Source organism: Campylobacter sp. RM6914 (assembly GCF_004803835.1).
Classification (GTDB): Bacteria; Campylobacterota; Campylobacteria; order Campylobacterales; family Campylobacteraceae; genus Campylobacter_A; species Campylobacter_A californiensis.
In genome coordinates, this window is sequence record NZ_CP012545.1 from 1421022 (window position 1) to 1434580 (window position 13559).

The window sequence follows — 13559 nt, forward strand, 5'->3', positions numbered from 1 at the left end:
GAAAATAAAAGCAAGAAGTGTCGGTTTAAATTTATATTACGGCGACAAGCAAGCGCTTTATGACGTAAATGTTGATATATATGATAAAAAAATTACTGCGCTAATCGGCGCTAGCGGATGTGGCAAGAGCACATTTTTAAGGTGTTTTAATAGAATGAATGACCTGATAGATGGCTGCAAGATAGGCGGTTTAGTAGAGGTAAATTCCCAAGATATCTATGCAAGCGATATCGACGTGGTTGCGGTCAGAAGGCGCGTGGGTATGGTTTTTCAGCAGCCAAATCCATTTGCTAAAAGTATATATGACAATATCTCTTACGCCCCGCTTATGCATGGCATAGTAAAAAAGGGCAGTGAATGTGATGAGCTTGTCGAGCGATGTCTGAAAAGTGCGGGACTTTTTAAGGAAGTCAAAGACAAACTAAAACAAAATGCGACAAGTCTGAGCGGAGGGCAGCAGCAAAGACTTTGTATAGCTAGGGCGATAGCGGTAAGACCCGAGATTATTTTGATGGACGAGCCAACCTCGGCGCTTGACCCAATCTCAACGAGCGTGATAGAAGAGCTTATGCGTGAGCTAAGAGATGAATTTAGTATCGTAGTCGTAACTCATAATATGCAACAAGCTCAGCGTGTAGCAGACTATACGGCGTTTTTTCATCTTGGAGAACTAGTAGAATACAACAAAACAGACGAAATATTTAACTCTCCGCAAAAAGGTAAAACTAAAGACTATATAAAAGGACGATTCGGATGATGCGGGAGTAAAAATTTATATGTTTAATTTGCTTCTTGTGTCATTATAATAACTTATCTCGTGTGTGAAATAAAATTTAAGCGATATATCAGCAGGTTTTGTTTATAATGCGATTTACTATTTTGCGGACAGATGGGTGAGCGGCTGAAACCACACCCCTGCTAAGGGTGCAAGTCTTAATCGGGCTTCGAGGGTTCAAATCCCTCTCTGTCCGCCATGCATTATTTTTCCATATTTTTTCTCAATTCTTTTAAGTTATCTAAAGTGCCTAAAATACGATATTTTGGGTGTATTTTAGCTGCCTTTCGTTTATTTTCCATTTCAAAAATTTGATATAATTTCCTCTCAATACTGCGTCATTTGGTGCGTTAGTTATTAAATTTAACGGCTTGTAAAATGCGTTACCTATTAAAATACCGATATTATCGGGTTTTATAAGCCATTTTACTAACGCACTTTTTAATGCGGACTTATAAATACGGCTTTTGCTAATAACAAGAGGATGGCTATATGGAAATTTCAACCGAAAAACAGATTGAAAGCATAACGGTTGCTAGCGGCAAAAAAGAATTTAGCGTAAAAGGCGTTAAGGGGCTAAAACTCTTTTGTTATGCTACCGGCGGAAAGATATTTAAATTTAAATATCAGCTAGGTTCAAGCTATACCACAAAAACGCTTGGAGAGTGGATAAAGGCCGTTTACGGTATTAAACAAGCCCAAGACGATGCGATTGAGGTTTTAAAAAAGTTGCGCGACGGCGAAGAGATTGGTAAGACTAGCGTGCAGATAAAGAATTTCGGCGAGCTGTGGGCGATGTACAAGCAAGACGCTCTAAAGACGCAGAAATTTAAGACATTACAAGGCGAACTAAGCAGGTTTGAGTTTAATTTGCTTAGCGCTCTTAAAAATACCGATATGCAAATTATTAATATCCCATCCAAGGCCACTCCGCTATTTTTGGATGCGTTAAGATCCATTCAAACTACGGATAATCCAAAGAGCGATACGGTTAAAAAGCTGCTTGGTAGATTAAATCAAGTATTTGATTATGCGATCATAAAAGGTTTAATACAAGCAAATCCAACTCGCATCCTATCTGCAAATTTCTCTAAAAACTTTATCAAAGTGCAGTCCGAGCCAAGAAAAGCTATCGTTGATGTAGATAAATTTAAGATTTTACTAAGCGACATAAATGAATACTGGGGCGATATAAACGTAATTAACTGCCTAAAATGGACGATACTTTACGCTCTTCGTCCTTCAAACGCAAGACTTGCAAGATGGGAAGACGTCGACTTGATTAAAAAAGAGTGGGTTATAAATGGTGAATATATGAAGATGGGAGAAACTTTTATCTTGCCTTTAACGGATGAGGCGATAGAATTTTTGCAAACTCAAAAGATGTATAATCGCCAAAATTCAGGCTTTATATTTGAAGGCGTAAAGCATGGCGCGCCGATCAGTGATAACTCAATGCGAATGATGCTTAAAAAACTAGGATATGACGGAAAAATGGACGTTCACGGCTTTAGAAGCTCATTAAGAACGATACTTTCAGAGCTAAATTTTGAAGAGAAGCTTGGTTTTACCGAGGAAATTTTATCGCTTTGTATAGATCACAAACTGCGAAACATCATAAAGTCGGACGAAAGCTATCAAAGGGCTAAATTTGAAAAAGCAAAAAGAGAGGTGTTTGAGTATTGGCATAAGAGATTAAGGGAATGGGGGTTAAAATTCTAAACCACGCTATTTTGTAGTCTAAAATTTTATTCGCTCTTACTATCATCGCTTTTATTTTAATTATTGCCCGAACTAATCAACCATAATATAGACAAAATTCATAACACCTCGAATCGCTCATTAAAATTTCCGAATCCAAAAACATCATGTCATAATTGCACTCATAGAGATAAAAAGTATATTTTTCCGGGCGAGCATACTCCTTGTGGCTACAAATAGCTACGCATTTTACCACTCGGAGAGCTCGTAAGGGTGGCTTGCAGCCCGCCCTTAACCCCCTGCTAAAAATATTTTTTGTTTTAAAATCGAGTCTTACAGGAGCGTTGATGCAAAAAAATATTAAGCCAAAAAAGAAGAGGCAGAAAGTAAAAATAATAACCAAGCGTTTGCGTATTAGTCAGAGCGAGTGGGATATTATTGCGGCAAAGATGGCTAAAGTCGGTCTAAAATTCTCTCAGTTCGCACTTGCTTGCATGTTATCAAGACCTATGACTAAAAATCCGATAACAAAGGAGCTTGTGCTTGAACTATCTTATCAAAGCAACAACTTAAATCAAATGGTAAAGAGATTAAATTCGGGTGAAAGTCTTGATAAGGTGTGCTTATCTATTATTTCAAAAACCAATGAAACGCTTGAAAGGATTTATGATGTTTTATCATTAAAGAGCGGTCAAAAATGCTAGTTAAATTTCTTCCGGCTTGGGATGGCGGCGGATTAGGCAGTGTGAACTATTTGCTAAACGAGCGAACTGAAAACAATACCGCAAGGGTTATCAAGGGTAGCAAGTCCCAAACAAGAGCTGTAATTGAGCAGATTAAATTTAAACATAAAACTTGCTTTGGCGTACTGAGCTTTGCCGAGAAGGCTTATGAAATTTCAGAGCAAGCCAAATTAGAAATAATAGATGAATTTGAAAGAGCCTTGTTTGGTGATTTTATGAGGGGCCGGGTAAATTGTCTTTGGGTTGAACACTCTGATAAAAACGGTAGGCTGGAGTTAAATGTGCTTATTCCAAAAATAGATCTTGTAACGGGCAAGTCATATAATCCATATTACTCAGAGCATGATCAATACCGCATAGACCTTATAAAAAGGATAATAAACAACACCTATCGATTGCAAAGCCCAGATGACCCGACTAGAGAGCAAACTATCAAGACTAGTAAGAAAAATTTAGAGTATTATCAAAATTTAGAACAGGTTGATAAAAAGCTGCATGAGCTTGTAAAAAATGGATTTATTCAAAGTAGAGACCATATGATAGAGCTTTTAGACAGAAGCGGGATTGAAGTCACAAGGGCTTCAAAAAATAGTATTTCGATTAAGCTACCAAACCAAAAAGTAAAAAATAGATTATCAGGAGGAATATATAGTGAATCTTTCAAATGCATTAGCGATCTTAGAGGGCTCGGTGAGGAGTCAGTCAGAAGAATTAAAGCATACCATAGTAGAGATACACAAGCAGAGTGTGAAAGATATAGAAAAGAGCTTGAGCGAATCATTGCAAAAAGAGATAAATTTAATAAAAAGAAATTTGCAAGAACAAATGCAAGAGATGATATCTATAAACAAAAAGAGCAAAGTTTGGAACATAATCTTAATCTTGATTATATTATTAATGACGGGGTTGATAGCGGGATACTTAATCAGCCAGAAATTTATTACGAAGCCACAAATAAAACAAGCCAGAGTAGAGCTGATAGAACAGCTTCAAACGTTACTGAACCAAAAGGAGCAGCAGATAGAGCAGATGAGAGCGTGGCAGATACCAAGCCGGTGGAGACACTCTCAGCCGTCAAACGATCAAATGAGCTACTATATGGCGATACCGATAGAGACGGATATACAAAAACAGAACAACAAATATTACATACATATAAGGACGGAGTAGATGACGATATTAGAAGAGGAATTATTAAAAGAAAACGAGAGCTTAGTGACGATAATCAAACAAGAGAGGGTGAGGCACGAGAGCGATATGAACGATTTATTAAACAACAACAAGGAATTAATCCAAGAACTCAATTTCCAGAGAACCGAGAACAAGAGATTATTGGGAATTTTGAGTCAGATATCAAACAAATACAAAGAGAACTTCAAGAAGCTGAAAGAAATTTACAAGAACGAATTGGCGAATTTAAAGAGCGATTTAAACAAAGAGTTAGAGGCATTAGAGAGCAGATTGGACGAATTGCAGATAAATTTAGGGCAAATTTAAAGGATATAACAGATATGCGGCAATAAGACATATCTCGTTAATCTAAATTTCCAGAAATATGGATAGATCGGTTTCACCTATCCGTATTTTTTGCCTCCTTAGTCGTTGCATATTCATGCTCTTCAAGCCATGTATATATAGCTTCTTTTCTATATGCTATATTGCGCCCAAGCTTTACAAATGGGAGTTTTGGTCCTTTGCTGTTTGCTATACGCCACTTTGCCAATGTATTTTTTTGAACCCCGAACATATCGGCAACCTCTTGTTCGGAGAAAAAATAGATATTTGCATTCATATTTTCCCTCGTCATTTAAAATATTAACGCAATTTTATCGTTTTTGTTTTTTAATACAAAGCCGGATGTCTTTGAAAATGGGGTTATGAAAAAATTGAGCATAAAATACATTATGAGAAGATAGAAAATAAAACAAGGTGTATTCAAGATGAAATTCCTTTTGAAATACCTGATAGTTGGGCTTGGGTGAGATTGGGGAGTGTTATTATGCTTATATCTGGGCAAGATTTGACACCAGAAAAATACTCAAAAGTCAAAAGCGGTATTCCATATATTACCGGCGCAAGCAATCTAGAAGGTGAAGAGGTTATTTTTAATAGATGGACGACCAAGCCAGTCTCAATAGCCAATAGTGGAGATTTGTTGCTTACTTGTAAGGGTACTGTTGGGAAAATTGCTTTTTTAAAACATAAAGAAGCTCATATTGCAAGACAAATTATGGCTATCAGAGCAATAAGCAATCTAGCTTTACACTATGTAAAAGCTTTTTTAATAATTTCTATGCAAAAAATTAAATCAGATGCAAAAAGTATGATACCTGGAATATCACGTGAAGTTTTGCTATCCATCCTCATCCCTCTTCCGCCGCTAGCGGAACAACAAAGAATAGTAGATAAACTTGAGAGATTATTGCCTTCTGTTGAAAGGTACAAGCAAGATAAGGAAAAGCTAGATGAACTAAATTTAAAGTTTCCTTCTCGTTTAAAAAAATCAATTATTGATTATGCTATTAAAGGTAAATTGGTAAAACAAGATAAAAAAGACGAGAGTGTAGAAATTTTACTTCAAAAGATAAAAAAACAAAAAGACAAACTTATAAAAGAAAAGAAAATAAAGCCATTTAAATTTAATTCTACTATTTTTAAACACTCCGATAATTCCCATTATGAGAAGATAGGTAATAAAACTCGTATAATCCAAGATGAAATTCCTTTTGAGATACCAGATAGTTGGGCTTGGGTGAGGTTGGGGGATGTGGCGGAAATTTATACAGGTGACAGCATAAACCAAGATCAAAAGCTTAGAAAATATACAAATTTAAAGGACGGCAGATATTATATTGCCACAAAAGATGTCGGATTTAACGGGACGATAGATTATGAGAATGGAGTTAAAATCCCACAAAATGAGACAAAATTTAAAGCCGCCCCCAAAGATAGCATCTTACTTTGCATAGAGGGCGGAAGCGCGGGCAAAAAGATAGGCTATCTTGAAAGCGAAGTATGCTTTGGCAATAAATTATGCTGCTTTACTCCATTTATTTTGCACTCAAAATTTATATTTTATTATCTGCAAAGCTCTTGTTTTTTGGATTTTTTCAGACAAGGCACGACAGGAATAATCACAGGCGTAAATCTAAGTCAGCTAAAAACTATACTCATACCACTACCGCCCCTGTCAGAACAACGCCGCATAGTCGCCAAAATCGAAGAGATTTTAAATTTAGAAACTTAGACTATGGGCATACGCTTAGCGCGCATGCCCTACCAATCTATAACACTATCTACAATTTGGCGTTGTTCTGTCGCCGTCTTTCGCAGATAAATTCTAGTAGTTTCGATATTTTCGTGCCCCATAAGATCGGCTAAAAATGCAATATCATTAAATTTAGCTAAAAATCTTTTTGCAAAAAGATGCCTAAACGAGTGTGGATAGACTACTTTTTCATCAAGTCCGTAAATTTTAGCAAATTTCTTCAGCTCACCAGCTATGCCTCTTGGCGTGATAGGTTTATTAAAGCGGTTTAAAAATATAAATCCGCTTTTTATCTTGTAGGCTTCTAACCATGATAAAGTTGCACTTTGTAGAGATGTTAGGATATAAATTCGTCTTAATTTTCCGCCTTTTGAGTATAGATCAAGATAACCGAGCTTGACGTGCTCTGCTTTAAATTTTACTAGCTCACTCACTCTTGCGCCAGTTGCCGCCAAAAATCGTATTACAAAATACCATTTTTGCTCATTATTCGTGAGCAAAGCGCCTTTGAAGTACTCATAATCGGCTTCGCTAATGACATTTTCTAAAAATGATTTTTGCTGTACTTTGACAAACTTTAACCTAAAGCCACGCCTTTTAATGCTTTCAAGATAGCAATTTATTGCTCGAAGTCGTAAATTTACGGTTTTTGGGCGATAATTTTCTATAAGCCAAAGTTTATAGGCTTTTAAATTTCGCACGGAAAAGCCATCAAATTTAACTAAGTATTGCTTTAACGTGCAAACATATGAAGAGATAGTATTCTCCGACAAATTTTGATTCTTAAGATAGTTTTGAAATTGTGTAATCATAGTAAAGTCTCCTTCGCTATGATTATAAATTTAAGATTTTAGAATTTGTAGAATTTGCTCGATTTTGGTCACTATTCGCTCTTGTTCTGCTAGAGGCGGGAGTGGAATTAAAGTATTTTTTAAAATTTCCAAATTTATATTCTTCTGTGTCGTTTTATTTGCTGACTTCAGCAATCTATTTTTGCTTATATATAAGGCATACATAAGGTAACGGTTTGAAATTTTATATGGTTGCATAGCTACAATAGCTTGATTTGTAGCCATTTCACAGCCCAAAATCCCAACTCTGCCAATGGTCGCATAAATTGAAATTACAACAGAGCCTGTTTTTATAAGCTTGGCCGATGAGTTTTCTAAACCTAAATTTGTGATTTTATCTTTTGTTTGACTTATCAAATCAAAATTAGAATAATCACTGATGGTGAGCCACTTTATATCTCCCTTCCAATAACCACTCTCACTTTTAGTCGGCGTTCCACCCATAAAAAAATCACAAACATCCCCCAACCTCACCCAAGCCCAACTATCTGGTATCTCAAAAGGAATTTCATCTTGGATTATACGAGTTTTATTACCTATCTTCTCATAATGGGAATTATCGGAGTGTTTAAAAATAGTAGAATTAAATTTAAATGGCTTTATTTTCTTTTCTTTTATAAGTTTGTCTTTTTGTTTTTTTATCTTTTGAAGTAAAATTTCTACACTCTCGTCTTTTTTATCTTGTTTTACCAATTTACCTTTAATAGCATAATCAATAATTGATTTTTTTAAACGAGAAGGAAACTTTAAATTTAGTTCATCTAGCTTTTCCTTATCTTGCTTGTACCTTTCAACAGAAGGCAATAATCTCTCAAGTTTATCTACTATTCTTTGTTGTTCCGCTAGCGGCGGAAGAGGGATGAGGATGGATAGCAAAACTTCACGTGATATTCCAGGTATCATACTTTTTGCATCTGATTTAATTTTTTGCATAGAAATTATTAAAAAAGCTTTTACATAGTGTAAAGCTAGATTGCTTATTGCTCTGATAGCCATAATTTGTCTTGCAATATGAGCTTCTTTATGTTTTAAAAAAGCAATTTTCCCAACAGTACCCTTACAAGTAAGCAACAAATCTCCACTATTGGCTATTGAGACTGGCTTGGTCGTCCATCTATTAAAAATAACCTCTTCACCTTCTAGATTGCTTGCGCCGGTAATATATGGAATACCGCTTTTGACTTTTGAGTATTTTTCTGGTGTCAAATCTTGCCCAGATATAAGCATAATAACACTCCCCAATCTCACCCAAGCCCAACTATCAGGTATTTCAAAAGGAATTTCATCTTGAATACACCTTGTTTTATTTTCTATCTTCTCATAATGTATTTTATCCGCGTCTTTAAATATGGTGCTTTCAAATTTAGAAGGTTTGATCTTTTTTTCTTTTATAAGACTTGCCTTCTCTTTTGCTATGCGTTCAATTAGCTTACTGGCAGGCTCATCGGCGGGATCTTGCGGTACAAGCTTGCCGCTTATAGCTAGATTTAATATAGAGTTTTTAAGCTGCGTAGCAGTCATACTATGCCTTTTGTAAAATTTCATAAATTTGTGATATAGTGGTATCAATGCTTGCGTTTAGTTGTGCACGTTCGTCTTGATACTTTGCTATTAGCTCAAACGGATTTAAAACCTCTTCGCTCTCTTGAGGAAAGCCGCATAGATCAAGGTTAAAGTTTTGTTCTTTTAATTCATTAAAAGTATAATTTTTTGCTTTGTCAAAGCCATTTTCATTTATCTGCTCTCTGTTGTGCCACCATGAAACGACGGGCTCAAAATGTTCTATTTTCATCGGCTTTGTCTTACTGAAATTTTTATAATTTTGTGGCATATCAAGGCGGTAAAACCAAGTATTTTTAGTAGGTTCGCCCGCCGTAAAGAATAAAATATTTGTCGTTATCGATGTATAAGGTGCAAAGACGGAGTGTGGTAGGCGGATAACGGTGTGCAAGTTAAATTCGCTTAAAAGTTTTGATTTTATTGCTACTTTAGCGTTATCTGTGCCAAATAAAAATCCATCGGGTAATATAACTGCCGCACGCCCCGCACGTTTTAGGCGCGCCATTATTACATTCATAAAAAGATCCGCCGTTTCAGAGCTTCTAAGCTCTACAGGGAAGTTGTTTTTGATATTTTCTTTTTCACTACCGCCGTAAGGAGGATTCATCAAAATAACATCAAATTTATCGGCTTGCTTGTATTCTGAGATATTTTTAGTTAGCGAATTATCATGATAAATTTCAGGATTATCTATGTCATGGAGTAAAAGATTAGTCGCGCAGAGTAGAAACGGTAATGCCTTTTTCTCTATCCCATAGATACAACTTTGATAAATTTCCCTATCTTTTGTAGTTTTTACTTGTGAGTCAAGTTCCTTTAGCGCCGAGATGAGAAATCCGCCCGTGCCACAAGCAAAATCGGCTATTTTTTCGCCAAGCTTCACACTTATCATCTTGGCCATAAAGTCGGTAACCGCACGCGGGGTATAAAACTCTCCAGCATTTCCTGCGCTTTGTAGGCTTTTTAGTATAGTTTCATAAATTTCACCAAATGCATGACGCTCTTTGAAGCCGTTTAAATTCAACTCATTTATGGTATTTATCACTTGACGAAGCAAAATACCGTCTTTCATGTAGTTATTATTGTCTTCAAAGGCTTTTTTGATTATAGTCTGAGATATCAGAGTTTTAGGCGTGATGGCAATATTTTTTAAAGACGGAAAAAGTTCATTATTTACGAAATTTAAAAGTGCATCGCCTGTGAGAGCCTTGCCATCCTTGTGATCTATCGCCCAGTTTTTGTAACGTAAATTTTCAGGTAAAATCGAGCGATAATTATCATCATGAATTTCCCAATCTTTCTCTTTTGTGTCATAAATTTTTAAAAATAAAATCCACGTGATTTGCTCGATCCGCTGTGCATCGCCGTTTATACCTGCGTCGTTTCGCATTATATCTTGAAGTCGTTTTATTATATTTGTTAGGCTCATTTTTATCCTTATGCTGCGTAAATTTCGTATTCTAGCTCTTTAATTGCTTTTAAATAGCTATCTTTGCCGCCAAAAATATCTATTATTTCACTCACCCCACCGTAGTTTCTAAATGGATCATTTTCTAGAATTTTTGTATTTTCTATCTCTCCTATACCGCTGTTGGCATATTTTTCAAGCAATATAGTCAAAATTTCTCTTGCCTTATTTTGGTATTTGCTTAAAAAATCTTGCTTTTTGACATTCTCTACACGCTCGCGTCTAGTGCGAGGCGGTGCATCAAAGGCTATATGGCAAATTAGGTCAAATTCATCCATTTCTTTAAATTTTTGTTGATTTTTTAATTCATCAATCAAAATACCTTTATTTAAAAGCTCGTTTATAACGGCATTTTTACGATCATTTTTATTCCAATAGTTTATAAATTTTTCCAAGCTTTCAAATTCTTGCTTTGTGTTTTGCTTTGAAAAATCAGTCAAATTTATGGTTATGAGTTTGCCGTTTTCATCAAAAATTTGCACCTGCTCGTTTATTATCGTAGCTTCAACGCCTTTTATTATGACTTTCTTGATCGGTTCTTTTGGCGTGTCGTTTTTAGGCTCTTTTGGTTTTTCAAATGCAGGCAAATTTTCTTTTGGCCTTATATCTTGTTCGTTGACTGGATTACCGTCAAATTCTGCCTTAGCAAATAGCCTACTAACGCCTCTAAAATCCAAAATCGTAAAATGCGTCTTGCCGACATCCTCTCTAAGCCTAGTACCCCGACCAATTATCTGCCTAAATTCGGTAATGGATCCAATATTGCTATCAATGGCTATCACTTTGCAAGTTTTGCAATCAACACCGGTTGTCAAAAGTTTTGACGTTACGGCTATTACGGGATAGATCGTATCTATGTCTATAAATTTTTCAAGGCTAGCTGGCGTAGTAGTAATGTCGCCTGTCATTTGCACGATGTAGTCTGCATTTTGTGCTACCAAATCGGAATTTTCATTTCGCAAAGCTTCACACATACGTCCTGCATGCTCGATATCAACGCAAAAAACAATCGTTTTTGCAAATCTATCATTTTGCTTTAAAAACTCCGTTATACGCTTGGCGACAAGCTCTGTGCGTTTAGTCAAAACGATATTTCTATCGTAATCTTTGATATTATAAACCCTATCTTCTATCTCATTTCCGTACTCGTCAAAAATTTCTTTTGGTAATCTAAGCTCAAAGAGATCGACGTCTATGCCAATGCGTACAACTCTAAATGGCGCTAAAAAGCCATCATCTATACCTTGATTTAGGCTATAAGTGTAGATTGGTTCACCAAAATATGAGATATTTGACACTTCTTTATCCTCTTTAGGCGTAGCAGTCATACCAATATGTGTGGCCGAGTTAAAATACTCCAAAATTTTACGCCACTGAGAGTCTTCTTTGGCAGAGCCGCGATGACACTCGTCAATAACTATAAGATCGAAAAAATCGGGGCTAAATTCACGAAACGGCTCGCTCTCGTCGTCTCCTACTAGCTGCTGATAAAGCGATAGATAAATTTCATACGCACTATCTAAATGTCTATTTTCCACTTTTGTCATTTTGTTACCAAAAGGCACAAAATCGCCATCTCTGCTTTGATCTACCAAGATATTCCTATCGGCTAAAAATAAAATTTTCTTTTTTGCGCCTGATTTATAGAGCCTATGTATGATCTGAAAAGCCACATATGTTTTGCCGGTGCCTGTTGCCATAACCAGCATCAAGCGATTTTTGCCGGTGGCTACCGCCTCTACGGCACGGTTAATTGCTACTTGCTGGTAGTATCTAGGGCTCTTGCTTCCTTGCGCATAAAAATATGGTTCTTGAATAATTTCTAGCTCTTTTTGCGATAAGTTTTTATATCCCAAATAGCGTTGCCAAAGACAAGAGGGGCTTGGAAATTCATCAAGGCTAATCTGCCTTTGTGTGCCATTTATTAAGTCAAGCTCTATAAAACCGCTTCCGTTGGAGCTATAAGCAAATGGCACATCAAGCATTTGAGCATAGTTTTTGGCTTGCTCTATGCCGTCTCTTATATTATGCGTTTCGTCTTTTGCTTCTATGATAGCAAGGGGTAAATTTGGTTTATAGCTTAGTAGATAATCAGCTTTTTTAAACTCGCTACGCTTTATATGATTTTGTTTTAAATTTATCCTGCCATCAGTGATTTTATACTCCATGGAAATTTGGGTGTTTCTATCCCAGCCCATCTTCTCAATCGCAGGCGTTATAAACCTAAGTTTTATCTCTTCTTCTGTCATACAAGCCTCCTCTAACTGAGTTATAGTTATAATTATAAGAAGTTAAATTCTGCAATTATATCAAAAGTTAAGTATATTTAATGGCTTGTGCTCTATCGTAATTGCAGATATTATAAATAATAAATACACAAGCTATACAGATTTAATAACACAATTGGACTCATAATCATAATTTTAATAAGTATCCATAATAAGTAGAGAATGTAATCTGTATATACCTTATGTTAATGTTGCTTTTTAGAACTTATGCTATAATTGTTAGAAATAAAGGAGAGCGTATGAATAGGCAAAATTTAACCATATCATTGCAAAACGTTTCAGTTGATAAAGTAAACTTAATAGAAACTCTACTAAAAAGTGTGGCTAAAACCATGGATTTTAAAGTTGTAAAAGTTATAAAAGATCCATCTCTTGATAACGTAAATAATGGACTAAATGAGCTTTTGTCAATCTCGGGCATAGTAAAAGACATAATCATCTCAGATACCGACATAAAAGAGGCTAGAGCTAGAAGATATGAGTAAGATTTATCTTGATGCCAATATCATAATCGACCTAATACTAGAAAGCAGAGAGTTTCATAACGAGATATTTAACCTACTAAAAGAGCATATATCAAATAACGGAATTATAGCAACAAGTAATCTAAATTTAAATACTATATTTTTTATAGTTGCAGATAGAGCTAAGAGATATGAAGCAGCAAAAAGCTTTCTAAAAACCGTAATAAACAGCAAATCATGGGAAATTTATGATATCAATCTTGATGATATTAGGCTTGCGGTCGATATGATGGATGAAAATGACGGAGCTGACTTTGAGGACTTGCAACAGTATATAGCTGCTAAAAATAGCGGTTGTGATCTTATCATAACCAATGATAAGGATTTTTTAAATTTTGATATCAAGGTTAAACGAACAAATCCAAATATAAAATAATGTAC

At 35.7% G+C, this 13559-nt stretch carries 12 protein-coding genes and 1 tRNA gene; 8 read left to right on the plus strand and 5 right to left on the minus strand.

The genetic code is table 11. The annotated features are described in order from the left end of the window. The first annotated feature begins 4 nt into the window (after positions 1-4). From pstB to CCAL_RS07440, 5 genes are all read left to right on the plus strand, one after another. The gene (gene pstB, locus CCAL_RS07420) at positions 5-757 is read left to right on the plus strand and encodes a phosphate ABC transporter ATP-binding protein PstB (RefSeq protein WP_236860508.1); all 753 of its coding nucleotides are present in this window, start codon (positions 5-7) and stop codon (positions 755-757) included. Between the two features lie 126 nt (positions 758-883). Next, positions 884-974 (plus strand) — tRNA-Ser (locus tag CCAL_RS07425). A 293-nt stretch (positions 975-1267) separates the two neighbouring features. Next, positions 1268-2497: a tyrosine-type recombinase/integrase gene (locus tag CCAL_RS07430; protein WP_170016906.1), complete on the plus strand. Its 1230-nt coding sequence runs from the start codon at positions 1268-1270 to the stop codon at positions 2495-2497. Between the two features lie 326 nt (positions 2498-2823). After that, the gene (locus CCAL_RS07435; protein WP_170016904.1) at positions 2824-3180 is read left to right on the plus strand and encodes a plasmid mobilization protein; all 357 of its coding nucleotides are present in this window, start codon (positions 2824-2826) and stop codon (positions 3178-3180) included. Then, positions 3174-4742 carry a relaxase family protein gene (locus tag CCAL_RS07440; RefSeq protein WP_172285135.1) on the plus strand — a complete coding sequence of 523 codons (1569 nt, stop codon included), beginning with the start codon at positions 3174-3176 and terminating at the stop codon, positions 4740-4742. Before CCAL_RS07435 ends, CCAL_RS07440 begins: the two co-directional genes overlap by 7 nt. Before the next feature lie 47 nt (positions 4743-4789). On the opposite strand, the gene CCAL_RS07445 is transcribed toward CCAL_RS07440, so the two are convergent. Further along, positions 4790-5011 carry a helix-turn-helix domain-containing protein gene (locus tag CCAL_RS07445; protein WP_170016900.1) on the minus strand — a complete coding sequence of 74 codons (222 nt, stop codon included), beginning with the start codon at positions 5009-5011 and terminating at the stop codon, positions 4790-4792. A 207-nt stretch (positions 5012-5218) separates the two neighbouring features. Between CCAL_RS07445 and CCAL_RS07450 the strand changes: the two genes are divergently transcribed. Further along, positions 5219-6466 carry a restriction endonuclease subunit S gene (locus CCAL_RS07450; protein ID WP_172285136.1) on the plus strand — a complete coding sequence of 416 codons (1248 nt, stop codon included), beginning with the start codon at positions 5219-5221 and terminating at the stop codon, positions 6464-6466. A gap of 29 nt (positions 6467-6495) precedes the next feature. Here the strand turns inward: CCAL_RS07450 and CCAL_RS07455 are convergent, their stop codons facing one another. Genes CCAL_RS07455 through hsdR form a run of 4 tightly spaced genes read right to left on the minus strand, consistent with a single transcriptional unit; the run spans position 6496 to position 12615 of the window. Further along, entirely contained in the window at positions 6496-7299 is an 804-nt protein-coding gene (locus CCAL_RS07455) for a tyrosine-type recombinase/integrase (RefSeq protein WP_172285137.1), read from the minus strand. Positions 7300-7329: 30 nt separating this feature from the next. Beyond that, the gene (locus CCAL_RS07460) at positions 7330-8859 is read right to left on the minus strand and encodes a restriction endonuclease subunit S (RefSeq protein WP_172285138.1); all 1530 of its coding nucleotides are present in this window, start codon (positions 8857-8859) and stop codon (positions 7330-7332) included. Position 8860: 1 nt separating this feature from the next. After that, entirely contained in the window at positions 8861-10327 is a 1467-nt protein-coding gene (locus tag CCAL_RS07465) for a class I SAM-dependent DNA methyltransferase (protein WP_170017250.1), read from the minus strand. A gap of 8 nt (positions 10328-10335) precedes the next feature. Continuing rightward, a complete protein-coding gene (gene hsdR, locus CCAL_RS07470; protein ID WP_170017252.1) occupies positions 10336-12615 on the minus strand; it encodes an EcoAI/FtnUII family type I restriction enzme subunit R in 2280 nt (759 codons plus the stop codon). 278 nt (positions 12616-12893) lie between these two features. Here hsdR and CCAL_RS07475 point away from each other — a divergent pair, with 278 nt between their 5' ends. Both CCAL_RS07475 and CCAL_RS07480 read left to right on the plus strand, forming a co-directional pair. Then, positions 12894-13139, plus strand: a complete 246-nt coding sequence (locus CCAL_RS07475; RefSeq protein WP_170017254.1) for a hypothetical protein — start codon at positions 12894-12896, stop codon at positions 13137-13139. Further along, positions 13132-13554: a type II toxin-antitoxin system VapC family toxin gene (locus CCAL_RS07480; protein ID WP_170017256.1), complete on the plus strand. Its 423-nt coding sequence runs from the start codon at positions 13132-13134 to the stop codon at positions 13552-13554. Before CCAL_RS07475 ends, CCAL_RS07480 begins: the two co-directional genes overlap by 8 nt. Positions 13555-13559 lie beyond the last annotated feature (5 nt).